Below are 17,609 nucleotides of genomic sequence, written 5' to 3' on the forward strand. Positions count from 1 at the left end.
ACACCTAGCTGTATACCATGTCTGGCACACACAAAAAAAGAGACAACTTCGTCTCTTTACTTCACCATTTTTTCAAATGCATCCTTTGCGGCCATTTGTTCCGCTCTCTTTTTAGAATAGCCTTTTCCTTTCCCCAATGTAATTTCATCTAACATAACAACAACTTCAAATTCCGGTTTATTGCTAGGACCAGTTACATTTACTGTTTGATAATGCACTGTTTTCCTTGAATCGCTTTGTATGTATTCTTGAAGCTTTGTCTTATAATCAATCACTTTCTCACTTTTCGGCATAGTGATCGCAGGTGTTAACACTGTATCCAAAATGACATTCACAGCTTCCATCCCTTGATCCAAGAATACTGCCCCTAACAGTGCTTCAAACATATCCGCCAAAATCGAATCACGTTCTCTCCCCCCGGTTTTTTCCTCACCTACACCAAGCTTTAAATATTTTCCAAGTCCTAGTGTTCGATTGTATTGTGCCAAAGCTTCCTCACAAACTAATTGTGCTCGAAGTGTCGTCATTTGTCCCTCGCTTAATGGCGGTTCTAAACGAAACAGCTTATTAGTAGACCATAACTGTAATACAGCATCGCCCATAAACTCCAATCGTTCATTATCATGTGGATAGCTTTTATGCTCATTCACATAGGAAGAATGAACCAGTGCAGTTTCAATCAGTTCCTTATCATGATACGCTATGTGCATATCATCCAGCCAATCAAATATTGTTTCCATAGTTATCTATTTTCTCCTTAATGTGTTTATTATACCACTAATCCAGATAAGTTCCACTGGTTAATGTTTCTTTCAAATAATTTTTCAAGCTCGCATAAGGCGCTTCATCGATATGCTTCAAAATTCTGATTGCGTCATCTCTTGCGACCTCAAGAATATTAGCATCTTGAATGACATCCCCTAATATGAAACCCGGGACACCGCTTTGTCTTGTACCTAGTATATCTCCGGGACCTCTTAATTTTAGATCTTCCCTTGCAATTTCAAATCCATCATGGCTTCGCTCACAAATCTTTAATCGTTTTATCGTATCAGGATCATTGGTATTGCTTAACAAATAACAATAACCCTCTTTTTGCCCTCTACCGACACGACCTCTTAACTGATGAATTTGACTTAATCCGAAACGATTGGCATCGTAAATGACCATGATATTTGCATTTTTTACGTCTACCCCAACTTCGATGACCGTCGTAGAAACTAAGATTTGTATCTTTTGTTTTACAAAATCTTCCATTACCGCATCTTTTTCCTGAGAACTCATTTTCCCATGTAATAGCCCTATACGATACAGCTTACCAATCGATGTTTTCATCCCTTCATAAATATCCATCACATTACGTATATCATACTCTTCATTCTTTTCAATGGCGGGACAAACAACATAGCATTGATTTCCTTCATCGATCTTCTCCAAGACTTCTTCTAAGATCGGACCCATGGATCTGCTTTTTATCAATTTCGTCGTTATCATTTTTCTTCCTTTTGGAAGCTGTGCAATGGTAGATACATCCATATCTCCATATAAGGATATCGCAAGCGTTCTCGGTATCGGGGTTGCGCTCATAAATAAGAAGTCCACCTTATCTCCCTTTTCCAACATTTTTCTTCGTTGAGATACACCAAAGCGATGCTGTTCATCTGCGACTACCATTCCCAAATCATAGAAATCGACATCATCCTGAAATAGCGCATGTGTACCAACCAATATATCAATTTCATTTGCTTTTAAGCGTTGTAAGACACCTTTTTTCTCTGCAGGTTTCAAGGAAGAATATAACACCTCCACGACCACATCTACATCACGAAAGGTTTCTTGTAGATTCTTATAATGCTGCTTTGCCAAGATTTCGGTCGGTGCCAAAAAAGCTGCCTGTTTGTGAGATAGCACACAAGCATATAAACCAAATGCCGCAACTAAGGTCTTTCCACACCCTACATCCCCTTGTACCATGCGATACATGACCTTTTCACTTGCTAGATCGTTTAAGATTTCTTCTATGACCGTTTCTTGATCTTTCGTTAGTTCAAAGGATAAGGAATGTTTTAATTCCATGACATCTTCAAAATCAAAATGCTTTTCGCAACCTTTCACTACTTCTTTTTCTTGGTCCTTTAGAGCTTGCATCGCAAGTTGAAATTTAAAAAACTCTTCATATTTTAAGTGACGTAAACTTTGTTTTACAGCCTCTTGACGTGAAGGATGATGAATATAATATAAGGCTTGCTTTTTAGAGATCAGACGATATGTTTCCAACAGCTCTTTAGGTAAAAAATCTTCAATCGTATCCTGTAATGCGATCCATGCTTTCTCTATATATTTTATAATATCCTTTTGAGTAATGCCTTCTCTGACATTATATACCGGGTGAATACCAAGTTGTTCCTTCAAGGGTTTAAAATTATATTGTACTATCGTCAAACGATTACCGCCCTCATATTTTGCGAATAACGTAATCATCTTACCAACGCTAAACATAGATACCCAAGGTCGATTAAAGATAGAAACATCGAATTCCTCTTCCTCAAACAAAACTTTAAAGCGTGTAACACTTTGTTTCCCACGATATCGAATCACTTTAGCATGGGTTATGATCTTCGCCTCTAAATTGACCTTATCCTCTTTCTTCCACTTCAAACGTGGTACAACTTCAATACTTTCGTAACGGAAGGGATAATAGGTCAAAAGATCTTCTGCACAATGGATATTCATATAATGTAATACTTCGATTTTCTTATCAGAGATACGCAAAGCCTTTAATTCCATACCATCACTCCTTACTTGCACTATTATACCTTATCCTTCTATCTTTCTCAATTCTTTCCTGATTTGTTGACACATCGTGAACATAAATAAAAAAATCTTCTGCATAGTGAAAACTATGTATCTATAGTATTGTCAACAGAAAAAAATTCCGCTATAATCCCCCTCATAAAAAGGAGGGATGTCGCTAACGTTTATTTAACATTTATGACACAGTGTAAGCTGTGGTTTGACCCTTGAAAAAAGGCCATACGGACAGCCAGGTCAAATGCCGAAGATATAGACAATATCTGTCTTATTGGGTTAAAAGCCAAATTTTATGAGCAAGCGTGCTTGTGAGATCAATGAGAGTAGGAAAGGCATCTAATGTTGTATGAACTCGCGATATTCTAACCGTTTTTTATCATATCTTGAATATCATCAATAGATCAACCTCATTTTTTGTGAGGACAAGTACCCTTTGCGAGAACCACGTGGTAAAGGAGAAAATGAAAATGAAGAAAACAATTATTATGTTATGTATGATCCTGTTATTGACAGGTTGTAGCACAACGTCATCAGGCAAAAAGGAAAATTTCACAGATGAAATGAAAATTGCACACACCATAGATTTATCAAAAGAGGATGGTGCTGATAGCGTGGAACGTGATGGTGATCATGAAGATTCCCCTTATTTTAAACACCCTGATTTTTATCATATGACTTCTACGGATACTCTAACGATACTAGAGAAATTTCCTACGATTCAGCAAACAAGTGAATGGAGCTGTGGGGTAGACAGTGCATTGATGGTGTTACAATACTTTGATCGATTAGGTGATGAAAATGAAGAAAGTCTAGCATCCTATCGTAGCAATAAATCAAAACCCGAAGCAACTTCCCTCGCTTCTATGATCCGTATCTTTGAAGGCATCAAAGGCTTTGAGATACATTCAACTTATGACTATAAGGAAGAAGAATATGACCAAATATCGTTAGAAATGATTCAAGACTACTTAGCAAAAGGTATTCCGGTCATGGTCGCATGGAATGATTGGGGAGGTCATTGGCAAGTGATCATCGGTTATGATACGATGGGTACCGAAACTACACAAGATGATGTTATCATCGTCGCAGATTCTTATGATACCACAGATCATAATCAAGATGGATATGGAATCTATGGTGCGGAACGCTTCTTTTATAACTGGACCATGTATGATTTCTTTGAGAAAAATGCCGGGTTAAAAGAACGTGATAAACTGTTTATTGCCGTAGAACCTAAATAAAGCCTTATGGAACAACTTTGTTCCACAAGGCTTTTCTATTATCTTAATAATTTTCTTCACGAACCTCAAAATAAGCTCTAGGATGATTACATACCGGACATACTTCAGGAGCTGCTTTTCCTTTGTGTAAATGACCACAATTCAAGCATTCCCAAAGTGTTTCTTCACTCTTTTCAAACACTGTACCATCTTCAATGTTATTCAACAGCGCAACATAACGTTCTTCATGTGTTTTTTCGATAGCAAGTACACCTTCCATTGTATCGGCGATATCATCAAAGCCTTCTTCACGAGCTTCTTTTGCCATACGAGCATACATATCTGTCCATTCAAAGTTTTCACCCGCAGCAGCATCTTTTAAATTAGTTACTGTATCAGGCATACCATCGTGCAATAATTTGAACCAAAGTTTTGCATGTTCCTTTTCATTGTTTGCTGTTTGTTCAAAGATGTTAGCAATCTGTACATAACCATCTTTCTTCGCTTTGCTTGCATAATAGGTATACTTGTTTCTTGCCATGGATTCGCCGGCAAATGCTTCATTCAAGTTTTTTTCTGTTTTTGTTCCTTTTAAGTTCATCTTATGTCCTCCTTATCAAAGTATATGAATATACTTTCTTTACATATACCATTGTACTCTTTTTTTTCAGAAAAATCATCACTTTTGCATAACAAATTCATATTTGTAAGCGTTTATACAATTTTCGACAATCTTCTTTCCTACCGAAATATAACAAATAGAGAACACTCAAAAAATAACAATATTTTCTTATTTTATCCTTAAATTTCAGATTTTTATCCATTGAATACCATTTCTTTTTCTGTTTTTTCTTATTTTTTTCATTTTTATCACAGTTTTTCTATACTTTTTTTATGAAATAGAGTAAAATTTTGATTAAGGAGGATTTAAAAGATGATAAACAAACACCCTTTTGATGATTTCGGTATCAATTTATTCAGTGAAAATGTAATGAAGGAATGTCTTCCTCATCCTGTATATCAGAAATGGAAAACGGCGACTCGTAAGGAAGATGCTCTTGATCGTCCTACTGCAGATGCAATCGCTCATGCGATGAAAACCTGGGCAATGGAAAAAGGAGCTACTCATTTTACGCATTGGTTTCAACCATTGACCGGTTCTACTGCCGAAAAACATGACAGCTTTATCGAACCTGGTGATTTCAACCAGCCCATATCTCGCTTTAGTGGCAAAAGCTTGATCAAAGGAGAAGGCGATGCATCTAGTTTTCCAAGTGGTGGTCTTCGTGCCACATTTGAAGCAAGAGGCTATACTTATTGGGATTGTACCTCTCCTGCTTTTCTTCGTGATAACGTATTATGTATCCCAACCATTTTTGTTTCCTATAATGGAGAAACCTTAGATAAAAAAGCACCACTATTAAAATCCGCAGAAGCCATTAGCAAACAGGCTACCAGAATTGTGAATTTATTCAAGGACAAAGATATCAAACAAGTGATTGCGATGGTCGGATTAGAACAGGAATACTTCCTTGTGGATAAAGCGTTATATTTACAAAGGAAAGATCTGGTTCACACAGGACGTACGTTATTTGGTTCTATGCCACCAAAATCCATGGATCTGCGAGGACACTACTTTGGAAGCATTCCAAGTCGAGTACAAGCTTTTATGGAAGAAGTGGATGAAGAGCTTTGGAAACTTGGAATCTATGCTAAAACCGAGCATAATGAAGTAGCACCTTGCCAATTTGAAATTGCGCCATTGTTTATTGATGCTAACGTAGCTGTTGATCAAAATCTGATCATCATGGATGTCTTAAAGAAAAAAGCAGATAAACATGGGCTAGCATGCTTATTGCATGAAAAGCCATTTCAAGGAGTCAACGGAAGTGGGAAACATAACAATTGGAGCCTTGTGACAGATGATGGTCAAAACTTATTGGAACCAGGGGATCGCCCTCATGAGAATATTCGTTTCTTGTTATTTGTATGTGCCATCATCGAAGCCGTAGACAAGTATCCGGAATTATTGCGAATGGCAGCGAGTTGTTATGGCAATGATTATCGATTAGGCGCAGATGAAGCACCACCTGCAGTCGTATCAATTTGCATGGGAGAAGACCTTGAAGCTATTTTAGAAAAGATTCGTATTGGTGAAAATGAATTAAGTACCGTCGTTGAAACAAAAGCATATGCAATTGCAAATTTAAGCTATGTACCTAAAGATACCAGTGATCGTAATCGTACTTCCCCATTTGCCTTTACCGGAAATAAATTTGAATTCAGAATGGTAGGTAGTAGCCGTAGTGCTTCTACAACAAATATCATATTAAACAGTATCGTAGCAGATAGTTTAAGTCGTATTGCAGATGAACTACAAGGCATCAAATATATTGATGATGTAAGGAAGAAATCACTCGATATCTGCCGTGATATTTTACAAAAACACCATCGTATCTTATTCTCCGGTGATGGTTATTCTGAAGAATGGCTTACAGAAGCACAACAAAGAGGGTTACCAAATATCAAACATTATATAGATTCTATCCCTGCTTTATGTTCTGAAAAAGCTGTAGCGATGTTTGATCGTATGAAAGTATATAACGAAGCTGAACTACAGGCTAGGGTAGATATCCTAGTTGAAGAATATAGAAAAAGTGTAAAAGTAGAGGTATTGACTTTGTTGGATATGAGTAAAAAAGAAATTCTTCCAGCACTTGTCAAAGAAATAAAATTTTATACGGATGCACAAAATTCCCTTGGATTCGAACAAGCATATTACAAACGTAAGATCGAGCATCTCCTTACCCTATTAAATGCCTTTGATGCTCAATATCATGAATTAAAAAATAAAATGGAAGAACGTCAACAATACCCTGACAATATGGAAAAGGCACTATATCTTGATAACATCGTCATCCCTCAAATGAAAAAGTTGAGAGACATCATCGATCAAATAGAAGATGCAATCTCCAGCGAACATTATCCATATCCTACATATGATGATATGTTTACCAGTATGCAATGATAGCATGAAAAGAAGCAGTGATTGCTTCTTTTTTTATATTCCCCCAACATCTTTTACCAAAATTTTACAATTCTTATGAATTTTCTATCTTTCATGAAGTATTCATGAAGTTTTTAACGATAAATTAACAATAGCTTTACAATAATTCGGTATACTTTATTTGTATGTGTATGAATTTAGGAGGAAAATGGAATGTCATTTGAAAACTTACTTGCTTTATTAGGCGGTTTAGCCTTATTCTTGTATGGTATGCATATGATGAGCGATGGCTTAGAACAAGCTGCCGGTGATCGTATGAAAGCAATATTAGAAAAACTGACAAGCAATCGTCTGCTTGGGGTCTGTGTCGGAGCAGCGATTACTGCTGTCATCCAAAGCTCCAGTGCTACTACGGTTATGGTCGTAGGTTTTGTAAACTCTCAATTGATGACGTTAAATCAAGCCGTATGGATCATCATGGGTGCTAATATCGGAACCACGATCACAGGACAATTAATTGCTCTTGACGCAAGCAAGATCGCACCGTTGGTTGCTATTATCGGCGTGGTATTTGTTACATTCTTCAAAAATAAGAAATTAAATGCCATCGGTGAAATCATGGCAGGACTTGGTATTTTATTCATTGGTATGGATATGATGAAGGATGCCATGGTACCATTACAAAACAGCGAGGCATTTATCAACGCAATGACCACTATCAAAAACCCTGTACTTGCTATTCTACTAGGAGCAGGATTTACCGCATTGATCCAAAGTTCTTCTGCATCCGTCGGTATCCTACAAGCGTTGGCATTAAGTGGACTGATTGGCTTAGATAGTGCAATCTATATTATCTTCGGTCAAAATATCGGTACCTGTATCACTGCTGTATTAGCAAGCCTTGGCGCAAATCGAAATGCCAAACGTACTACCATCATTCATTTATCTTTCAATATCATAGGAACTCTGATCTTCCTAATTGTGGTACATATCGTCCCATTTGTGGATTGGATGCAACAAATCACAACGAATCCAGCTGCTCAAATCGCTAATTCGCACACCGTATTCAACATCTCAACCACCTTATTATTGATTCCATTTGGTAATAAACTAGCACATCTTGCTCAACTCATTTTACCAATCAAACCAGAGGAAAAGGAATACAACAAAGACTACAACATTCCCCTTACCTTTGTGGATACCGACAACATCGGAACCATAACCATTGCAATTTCATCTTTACGTAAAGAAGCTGTTGCTATGTTAAAGCTTGCTCAAATAAATTTGAGTGAATCACTTCATGCGATTACAGGAAAAAGCTATCAAATGGAAGATATTAAAAAACGTGAAAAAAGAATTGATTATATTAATTACGAAATAACCAATTATATGACTAAAGTTTCCTCATTAAACATGAGTGAAAAAGAAAGCACCACATGCAACGCCCTATTCAAGTGTTTTGCGGATATCGAACGCATCGGTGATCATGCAATCAATATCATTCAATATGCGGAAAATGAAGAAAATAAGCTTGATGATCCTACGCATATCAAGGACGAGCTATATCAATTACATGATTTATTAATGAAAAGCTTCTCGCTATTATTCGATTATGATTTAGATAGCGATAATGATTGTTATGAGAAAATAGAACGTATTGAGGATCGCATTGATGAATTAACAGAAACATATCGAGAGCTTCAGATCAATCGTTTAACAGATCAAATCGTAGATGCCAAAGATTGTGTCATTTACTCAGAAATCCTGACTGATATCGAGCGTGTGAGTGATCATATCATGAACATCATACAAGAATGTAAACGTTGTAGTTTTACATTAGCGGAACCTGTCATCTCTGATCATCTTGAATTAAATCCGGCAAGCGTATAAAACATATCCCACAAAGATATGTTTTTTTATGATATAATGATGCTCAGAAATGAGGGGTATTATGGAAAATTTAATTTTTTGTCTGAATGTAACTATTCCGGTTTTTCTTACGATGCTATTTGGAATGGCATTCAAATATGTTCATATATTTACAGATGACTTTGTGAAAAAGATGAATTCATTTGTCTTTTCAGTAGCATTACCGGTATTATTATTTAACGACCTATCTAGAGTAGATTTCTTTTCTGTCTGGGACACCAAATTTGTTCTGTTTTGTTTCTTTGCCACACTACTTTCTATCCTATTTTCCTATCTGGTGTCTACAAAACTTAAAAACCGTTCCATTCAAGGTGAATTCGTTCAATCCAGTTATCGAAGCAGTGCAGCCATTTTAGGCATTGCTTTGATTGAAAACATCTATGGACATAGTACCATTGCGCCATTGATGATCTTTGCCAGTGTCCCCTTATATAACATCATGGCTGTTGTTGTTTTATCCTTTTTGAAACTAGATAGACAAAGTATGAGTAAACAAATCATTGTAAAAACGATCAAAGATATCGCAACCAATCCCATTATACTTGGTATTTTAGTCGGTTTTTTATGGTCGATTTTAAAACTACCACAACCTGTCATCATGCAAAAAACCTTAAATAATCTTTCTGTACTTGCCACACCTCTTGGTCTGATGGCGATGGGAGGCTCCTTCACTTGGCAAAAAGCCGAAAACTACTTGAAACCAGCAGCCCTATGTTCTTTTATCAAATTAATCGTCTTCGTGGCTATATTTTTACCATTAGCGATTATCTTAGGGTTTCAAGATGAAAAGATTGTCGCAATCCTCATCATGCTAGGTAGTGCAACCACAGTAAGTTGCTTTATTATGGCGAAAAACATGGGACATGATGGAATCTTATCAAGCACGGTCGTTATGATGACTACCATTTGCAGTGCTTTTACATTAACCTTCTGGCTCTATCTTTTAAAATGCTTCACGATCATATAAAAAAGCCTGTTCCTTCAAACATAGCATTCGAAGGAATAGGCTTATTTTTCTTCTTGTGAAAGCTCTTTAAGATCTAATGCTTTTTTTTCTAATCGATATGCAACAAATTCTTTTACAGCCATATAGATGACCGCAAAGCATGGTACTCCGATAAACATACCGATGATACCAAATAATCCACCGCCAATAACAACCGAAAATAAGATTCCGATACTAGGCAATCCAAGCTTATCGCCAAGAATCAACGGTCCTAAGATATTACCGTCAAACTGTTGTAAGACGAAGATAAATAAGGCAAAATATAAGGCCGTGATGGGATGAATGATAAATAGTATAAACATCCCCGGTACAGCTCCAATAAATGGACCGAATACAGGTATCATGTTCGTTACACCAACGAAAACAGATAACAATAACGCATAAGGAAATTGAAAGATCAAAGATCCGATATAACAAAGGATCCCGATAATCAAAGAATCAATTGCTTTTCCAATGATAAAGTTATTGAAAATATCTGCTGAAGCCAATGCCATACGATGTAAATATTCACTTGCTTGAATTGGGAAAATAGCATAATTGATCTTTTTTACATAACCCATCAGACGTTCTTTATCCATCAGCATATAAATCGCAGACATGATACCCAATAACACATCCAACAAAGTACTTCCTAACTGATAAGTCATCTTCAACATTTGCGGTAACGCTGTTGTAACAGCATTGGTCAATTTATTGAAAAAATCTGATTGCTGTATGTAATCACTAAGATGCTGAGCATTGATACCTTGTTCCGTCATATAATGCTCCGCAAACTTTTGAAAATCATCTACATATCCTGGAAATGCACTTACCAAAGAGAATGCGCTTTTCGCAAGCTGTGGTATCAATAGTGCTAAAAAGAAACCAACAATGATAATCGCCAAAATCATCGTAATGATCGTTGATACATTTCTTATGGTTTGCTTTTTCATATGTGTTTTTCCAAACACTTTTTGTTCAATCAGCTCCATTGGTCGATTTAACAAAAATGCTATCGCAAAGCCAAGAATAAATGGCATCATCAGTCCTGTAATCGTACGAAATACACCGACGATGAAATCAATCTTATAAAACGCAAAATAAATAGCTATCCCTACTGCAACAACAATGATTGCCCCGATCATCTTACGATGCATATCCTCATTAATTTTAAACTTCATGAATCTACCTCCATGCGTTTATTGTATCATAGATGACTGATATTTTTATGAATCTTACAGAACTTTAAGAAATCTTTTGAATTTGATTTAATTTCAGTTGATCCTCTTCCTTTAATCTCCCTTGAGAAGAAACTCGTCCTGTGATCGTTTTTGTATGAAGCGTTATACATGGTGGAAGCTGTAAGCGTTTGAATGCATTTCGTTCCATCGTATTCCACAGCCAATTCAAATCCTCTATAAAATCATGTTCATTTTCAATATGATAATAACGTAGCCAGTGTCCAACATTCTCTTGAAGGATACCTTTACGATACTTCATGATCAAAGAAGATTTGGTATCACCCAAACGTATGAAATTTAATAATGCATCATGGTAAAACCATTTCATTGGATCCTTTTGGGCATCTTTTAATTCAGCACTTGGCATCATTTCCCAATAAATCTTATCACCTTGGATTTCAGGCAATAAATTGTATGGTACGATTTCCTTGTTAGAGCGCTCATTGATCTGTTTGGATAATTCAAACAAAGTAACCTTATCCAAATCACCAATGATGGATAAAGCTCCTATACTGTCACCATATAGTGTACAATAACCCAAAGCAGCTTCTACCATATTGGCATTGTTGACTACCACTCCGCCTAACATACTGGAGATACCATTCAACACAAAGCCACGAATTCTAGCTTGAAGATTTTCTTGTACCAACGATGGCATTTGATTTACATCAAAATCAAACGCTTCTTGAAACTGATCTTTCATATCAGATACCATTTGAGAAATCGCACCTTTATGGTAATGTATGCCAAGTGCCTCTGCTTCTTTTTGTGCATTATCCATTGTTTGTTCACTATTATAATGCGTTGGCATATTATAGCCGTGAATACGATCACTCCCTAGTGCCATCGCTAATAATGCAGCTGTAACACTACTATCAAGTCCACCACTGAGTCCTATGATCCAAGGCATATATGCCGGAAAGACCAGTTCATCGAATTCTTTGATTCCCATCAATAACGCATCTAATAAAACAGGCTCTTTCGATTTGACTGAAGTAGCTGTATTTAAGTCTACGATATCCATCTCATCCTTGAAATAAGGTGCTTCATATAAAAGCTCATGATTGCGATAACAATAACTACCGCCTTCCATGATTTTCACCTGTTTCCCACTATTCTGAGCACCACAAGCATTTACATATACAACATTACCCATATAAGTACGTTGTTCATCCATATCGAATGGATGACAATCTAGATTAATGTTTAAATCGGCTAACTGCAATTCTTTTCCAAAATTCAAGGCAAATACCATATCTTTAAATTCGATCGCACTATTGATATCATTATTTTCAAAATACAAGGTATCATTCATATACTCTGATATTTCATTTTTCTTAACCCTCATATGCGTAACGCCTTGATATGCAAAGAAACCTGCATTAAAGCGTCTTTGATTACGATAACGAAGATTTCCCCATACAATAGCGATATCCTCGCTGAGAGCCACCAAACGCTCATTAAAGCTATCTACATAACGACACCATGCATCATCCAACCAGCGTTCTGCCAATAAATAACCACTAATCGCATTTTGCGGAAAAACGATCATATCTGCTCCCTTTTCCTTGGCTTCTTCTATTTTTTGACACATATACTTAAAGTTCTCTTCACAGCGTGTTGCTTTTACATTCATACTTACCAATGCTATTTTCATTTTCAAAACCTCACTTCGCTTATAGTTTATCACAAACTCATGCAGCTTGCACAGGAAAGTGTTTTCTAATTTCGACACTCCATGATATAATAAGAAAAGAATCGAGAGGTAATCAGATGGAAGAATATATATTAGAGGGAAACATTAGTGTGAAAGCAGCTTTACTTGCTGAAAAAAGATCCATTCGTTGTATTTATGTAGATAAAAACAAAAAAGATAAAGACACTGCATTCATCCTTAGAGAAGCACGAAAAAGGAATATTTTAATAGAAGCACAAGAGCGTAGCACAATTGATGAAATTGCTCAAGGCAAGACACATGGAGGCCTCATCGCTTTTTGTTCTCAACGAAGTTATCAAACCTTATCCGAATGTATAAAAAAAGATCAAACTTTTCTATGCATTCTAGAAGGTATCGAAGATCCATTTAATTTCGGGCATGTACTTCGTTCTTTATATGCTACTGGATGTGATGGTGTGATCATTCCGCCAAGAAACTGGACAACAGCTGCAGGTGTCGTCGCAAAATCCAGTGCAGGAGCAAGTGAATACCTATCCTTAATTGTTGCTGATAACATGGAACAGCTTTTAAAGGAAATCAAAAAAGAAGGAATTACATTGATCGCCGCTGAAAGAAAGGATGCCATTTGCCTTTATGATTATGAATTCCCAAAACGTGTCTGTATTGCAATTGGCGGAGAAATGAGAGGTCTTAGCAAAATCGTTGGACAAGCATGTGATCAAAACCTTTATATACCTTATGCGAAAGATTTCAAGAATGCAATGACCGCAAGCAGTAGTGCCACAATATTCGCATTTGAATATCTACGACAAAATCTAAAAAAGTAGGAACTTTTTCCTACTTTTTCTATTTTTTTTGCTGTGCCCACTGTTTCAGCATCTCTTTCGCTTCTTTAACAGAATTTGCTTCCTTATTTGGTAGATAAAGATAATTCAATAATTGATTCCAATCCTTAATGGTAAACATTTGTTCATCTATATTCATAATAAACCCTAAATGCCTATAAAATACGCTAGGTATACGTAAATCAGATAAACATTCCTCATTGATTTGTGTAAAAATGTATTCTAATAAGTCTTCCCTCATTACACTCTCTCCTTCCCATGTACACAAAGGTATAATTTTCAAAACAGCAACACTTTCCTGTGAAACATCCCATTTTATTGCCGAAAATGCTGAAAATCGCAATAATTCTCCCTATCTAGAATCCTATACTTTTTGACACACTCCAGCTAAATAGGATTCTTTTTCATTCACCAAAATTCAATTATAGTATATGGGAATCTATTCTTAAAGTCAATCCAATTTCACTCATCCATAGGAAATAATTACCAAATATTAGAAAAAACCACACATCTAATCGATCTGTGGTAATCATGGTCATCTTTCGTCAATAAAATGATCCTTTATAGTATTTAAAGATGCTTTTTCACATCCGATATTTAAGAGATATTGTTCACACCCGGTATCGTTAAGCATATCAATCAATGGTTCCATCATACTTGGTGTACTTTCAAATAATGCCTTGATTGCAGGAATCTGCATCATTTCTTCAGGTAACATTTGATTTACACCTATTGTATTATAGGTTGCGCTAACTTGATAATCAGCAAGAATATCATATTTATCAACACCACATAGAGATAATAACAGAGTACTTAGCATACCGGTACGATCTTTTCCAGCAGTACAATGAAACAACACTGCCTCATGATTGGTCAAGGCATTTGCGATGATATCCATAGCCTTAACAATTTCCTCAGGAATATCTTGAATCATGATTTCATATTGTAACTTCATACTATCTAAAAATTGCTTTCTAGCTTCGTCATCTAATAACTCTTTTGGACTTTTGTCTTCTTTCATAAAGGGTAAGGAAACATAATGTATGCCATAACTCTCGCAGTCATATGGCATTTGCTGTGCCTCACTTTTACTTCTTAGATCTATAATCCATTTTACATTTAGATTTACTAGATAATTCCAATCATGTTCATCTAATTGTTCTAAAGAGTCTGAACGATATAATTGATGCCATGCTGTCATTTTATGATCATCAATTGCATATCCACCTAAATCACGCACATTACAAGCATGGTGTAAAGGCAGTCTTCTTATTTTCTGCATATTATTTTTTCTCCTGTGATTTTTTCTTTTTCAATTCCTGTTTCATTTTGTCAATACGTTCTTTTTCCATATCAAATTCTTTACGACTATGCACAGAAAAAAGAAAAGCATCGCCGAAAACCAATCGCAATATAAGGATGACAACAATACATATCAAAAGCAGTATCGCAATCACGATCATATAAGTCAACCAGAGCGGCAAATGAAATTGCATAACGAAAGCAAAGGCATAGTCTGAGCACAAGAACATCATACCTGCAATTACAATATAAGGAATCACTTTGTTTTCTACATGGAGCTGTTCTTTACATTTTGCACATGTTATCTTGCCGGAATAGCCATTTTTGATAAAACGAAAATGGAATTCTTCTCCACATTCGGGACAAGTCAGCTTATGTTTTTTCATGCTCCAGTTTCAACTTCATATGGCCAATCAATGATACCTCCGATATTAAAGACATCTTCAAAGCCAAGTTCTTTTAGCTGATGAACAGCTGCTGTGCTTCGCTGACCACTACGGCAATACACATACAATATTTTATCCTTTGGTAAAACCTTTTCAGCGCTTTGTGTCAATTCACTTAAAGGTACATTGATTGCATCAGGGATATGCCCATTCGCAAACTCGTCGATTTCTCGGACATCTACTAGCAGAACATCATCGTTCTGCATATCCGCTCGTACTTCTTCCATCGTTTTATCAAATTTGAACATAGTTCCTCCTTAATCGACAAACAGATATCCACAAAAGATATACAACATATTGATATAAAAAGCTCCCATCCCAAGAAATGCCATCCAATCACTTACATAAGGGATACGAAAATATCCAAGCTGAGTGAATAACAACAAAACAACAACAACGACCGCAAATACCTTGCGAAATATTGCATTGCTTTTTTTCTTCCTATTACGATTCAATGATACACCAAACATAAACAATGCCGATACCGAAACGATGATCAACAACGTCTGTACATATTCGCCAAAAAGATAAGTTTCAATCAGTTTGGTTAAAAATGCAGATAATGCAATTACAAGAACCGGGAAACCAAGGCGTTTTACCTCATCCATTATGATTCCTCAATTTCCACCTTTGTCATAACATCACCGTTTTTCATAGAAGTCACTGCCTTCATATTTCCTGTTACCTTTCCAAACACTGTATGAACACCATCCAAATGTGGTTGTGGATCATGACAGATAAAGAATTGACAACATCCAGTATCCTTACCACGATGTGCCATAGAAAGACTACCTCTCTCATGACGATGTGGATTATTTGCTGTTTCACATGGGATAGTATATCCTAAATCACCAGTTCCGTTTCCATTCGGACATCCCCCTTGAGATACAAAATGTGGAATGACACGGTGGAACGTTTTTCCATCATAATAGCCTTCCTTAATCAATTTGACGAAGTTCTCTACTGTAATCGGTGCTTCATCAGGATATAATTCAAAAGGGATTACTTCCCCATTTTCCATTGTTATTTTACCATTTATGATCATATCATTTTCATCCTTTCTATTTACCTTATATACTATACACGAATTTAGAAAAAAAAACAATCACGCAATCAATACCGTACACTTACTATTTACAAAGCGCATTCTTCTTCCTTTGAATATTTCATTTCCTAACACACCATCAAAGGTGAAGTTTTGAAACAGCTGCACTCTACCGGTTCCTGTATCTTGTAAATGAATATGTGCTCTGTCTAAATAAAGATCAATTTCGGATAAAATTTTCATTTCCAATTGTTCCATGCCATGAACACCGAATCCCATTGTAGTACCTTCTTCTTTGACATGATAACAAAATTTAGAGATTGCACCTTCACCGATCCAACTATTCTTAGAACCACTATCAAATCCATAAATGCCCACTTGTCCCTGTGGAGTCTTTGTAATAAGACATGGAAAACTACCCATGATCATATTAGGATCATCTAACCGAAATCGATTTTTCATAACTTTAAATTGTTTTGCAACATCGTCCATTTCAAAATCAATGGTACTCAAAATATCCCAACCTAAGATACCATCAAATTGAAAAAGATCAATAGATCCAAAACGTAATGAAAAATCCGTTTCTTTTAACGCTATCATAGGAAAATTGCGATATTCCATGGCACCAAATTGAAAGGAATCCGCTAAGATTCCTGCCATTTCTTTTTCTTTACCGCCGACACTTCCGATAGATAAAGAATGTCCTGTCTTTTTTAAACCAAGCTGGCTCGCTTTGCTTTCTTTGATTCCGCTGATTTGTGCGCCTGTATCTATAATAAACGTACAGCGAACATGATTGATATAAACAGGAATTGTTAAAAGACCAAATATATTTCGTTTCATAGGCAATGTAAATTGCGTTTGATAACGATATTCTTCAACTGCAATATCTCCATGTATGGTTTCTCTAGCCTGTTTTAAGGCTGTAAGAAAATTTCCTTTTGCGACATCATGATAGATTGCTTGATACTCTTCTTTTTGAATGATACATACCTCTTTAGATTTCGTTGAACACTTATGAAATACCATTGACTCACCTCGATGCTATTATAACATTCTTTCTCGTGTGTTTCCATGAGTTTTGCGGTATAATAAAATCA

Annotated in this window: 17 protein-coding genes; 5 read left to right on the forward strand and 12 right to left on the reverse strand. The window is 36.1% G+C overall.

Annotated features, from left to right (window positions below; genetic code table 11):
* Window positions 1-56: 56 nt before the first annotated feature.
* Both rnc and recG read right to left on the reverse strand, forming a co-directional pair.
* Entirely contained in the window at window positions 57-740 is a 684-nt protein-coding gene (rnc, locus tag UGRO018_RS08275; protein ID WP_416326008.1) for a ribonuclease III, read from the reverse strand.
* A 37-nt stretch (window positions 741-777) separates the two neighbouring features.
* A complete protein-coding gene (recG, locus tag UGRO018_RS08280) occupies window positions 778-2,787 on the reverse strand; it encodes an ATP-dependent DNA helicase RecG (protein WP_416326009.1) in 2,010 nt (669 codons plus the stop codon).
* Window positions 2,788-3,278: 491 nt separating this feature from the next.
* Here recG and UGRO018_RS08285 point away from each other — a divergent pair, with 491 nt between their 5' ends.
* Window positions 3,279-4,052 (forward strand): C39 family peptidase, encoded by a 774-nt coding sequence (locus tag UGRO018_RS08285; protein WP_416326010.1) that lies wholly within the window; start codon window positions 3,279-3,281, stop codon window positions 4,050-4,052.
* Between the two features lie 43 nt (window positions 4,053-4,095).
* Here the strand turns inward: UGRO018_RS08285 and rbr are convergent, their stop codons facing one another.
* Window positions 4,096-4,632: a rubrerythrin gene (gene rbr, locus UGRO018_RS08290; protein ID WP_416326011.1), complete on the reverse strand. Its 537-nt coding sequence runs from the start codon at window positions 4,630-4,632 to the stop codon at window positions 4,096-4,098.
* A 333-nt stretch (window positions 4,633-4,965) separates the two neighbouring features.
* Between rbr and UGRO018_RS08295 the strand changes: the two genes are divergently transcribed.
* The 3 genes from UGRO018_RS08295 (at window position 4,966) to UGRO018_RS08305 (ending at window position 9,934) form a co-directional block, all read left to right on the forward strand.
* On the forward strand, window positions 4,966-7,059 hold the full coding sequence (locus UGRO018_RS08295) for a glutamine synthetase III family protein (RefSeq protein WP_416326012.1): 2,094 nt from the start codon (window positions 4,966-4,968) through the stop codon (window positions 7,057-7,059).
* Between the two features lie 192 nt (window positions 7,060-7,251).
* The gene (locus UGRO018_RS08300) at window positions 7,252-8,928 is read left to right on the forward strand and encodes a Na/Pi cotransporter family protein (RefSeq protein WP_416326013.1); all 1,677 of its coding nucleotides are present in this window, start codon (window positions 7,252-7,254) and stop codon (window positions 8,926-8,928) included.
* Window positions 8,929-8,989: 61 nt separating this feature from the next.
* Entirely contained in the window at window positions 8,990-9,934 is a 945-nt protein-coding gene (locus UGRO018_RS08305) for an AEC family transporter (protein WP_416326014.1), read from the forward strand.
* Window positions 9,935-9,975: 41 nt separating this feature from the next.
* On the opposite strand, the gene UGRO018_RS08310 is transcribed toward UGRO018_RS08305, so the two are convergent.
* On the reverse strand, window positions 9,976-11,133 hold the full coding sequence (locus tag UGRO018_RS08310) for an AI-2E family transporter (RefSeq protein WP_416326015.1): 1,158 nt from the start codon (window positions 11,131-11,133) through the stop codon (window positions 9,976-9,978).
* 64 nt (window positions 11,134-11,197) lie between these two features.
* Entirely contained in the window at window positions 11,198-12,850 is a 1,653-nt protein-coding gene (gene nadE, locus UGRO018_RS08315; RefSeq protein WP_416326016.1) for an NAD(+) synthase, read from the reverse strand.
* A gap of 116 nt (window positions 12,851-12,966) precedes the next feature.
* Here nadE and UGRO018_RS08320 point away from each other — a divergent pair, with 116 nt between their 5' ends.
* Entirely contained in the window at window positions 12,967-13,698 is a 732-nt protein-coding gene (locus UGRO018_RS08320) for a TrmH family RNA methyltransferase (RefSeq protein WP_416326017.1), read from the forward strand.
* Window positions 13,699-13,717: 19 nt separating this feature from the next.
* Here UGRO018_RS08320 and UGRO018_RS08325 read toward each other — a convergent pair whose 3' ends face one another.
* The 7 genes from UGRO018_RS08325 to UGRO018_RS08355 all read right to left on the reverse strand — a co-directional run bounded on the left by UGRO018_RS08325 (window position 13,718) and on the right by UGRO018_RS08355 (window position 17,538).
* Window positions 13,718-13,957, reverse strand: a complete 240-nt coding sequence (locus UGRO018_RS08325) for a hypothetical protein (RefSeq protein ID WP_416326018.1) — start codon at window positions 13,955-13,957, stop codon at window positions 13,718-13,720.
* A gap of 294 nt (window positions 13,958-14,251) precedes the next feature.
* Window positions 14,252-14,998 (reverse strand): tyrosine-protein phosphatase, encoded by a 747-nt coding sequence (locus tag UGRO018_RS08330; RefSeq protein ID WP_416326019.1) that lies wholly within the window; start codon window positions 14,996-14,998, stop codon window positions 14,252-14,254.
* Window position 14,999: 1 nt separating this feature from the next.
* Entirely contained in the window at window positions 15,000-15,404 is a 405-nt protein-coding gene (locus UGRO018_RS08335) for a hypothetical protein (RefSeq protein ID WP_416326020.1), read from the reverse strand.
* Window positions 15,401-15,712 carry a rhodanese-like domain-containing protein gene (locus UGRO018_RS08340; RefSeq protein ID WP_416326021.1) on the reverse strand — a complete coding sequence of 104 codons (312 nt, stop codon included), beginning with the start codon at window positions 15,710-15,712 and terminating at the stop codon, window positions 15,401-15,403. Before UGRO018_RS08340 ends, UGRO018_RS08335 begins: the two co-directional genes overlap by 4 nt.
* Window positions 15,713-15,721: 9 nt before the next feature.
* On the reverse strand, window positions 15,722-16,072 hold the full coding sequence (locus UGRO018_RS08345; RefSeq protein ID WP_416326022.1) for an amino acid permease: 351 nt from the start codon (window positions 16,070-16,072) through the stop codon (window positions 15,722-15,724).
* Complete coding sequence (locus tag UGRO018_RS08350) at window positions 16,072-16,509, reverse strand: peptidylprolyl isomerase (protein ID WP_416326023.1); 438 nt, start codon at window positions 16,507-16,509, stop codon at window positions 16,072-16,074. The genes UGRO018_RS08345 and UGRO018_RS08350 overlap by 1 nt, the downstream gene beginning before the upstream one ends.
* Before the next feature lie 60 nt (window positions 16,510-16,569).
* Window positions 16,570-17,538: a retropepsin-like aspartic protease gene (locus tag UGRO018_RS08355; RefSeq protein ID WP_416326024.1), complete on the reverse strand. Its 969-nt coding sequence runs from the start codon at window positions 17,536-17,538 to the stop codon at window positions 16,570-16,572.
* Between the last annotated feature and the right edge of the window lie 71 nt (window positions 17,539-17,609).

Origin of the sequence: Hoskinsella mucinilytica, from assembly GCF_045223415.1 — a bacterium.
GTDB classification, from domain to species: Bacteria; Bacillota_I; Bacilli_A; order Erysipelotrichales; family Erysipelotrichaceae; genus Hoskinsella; species Hoskinsella mucinilytica.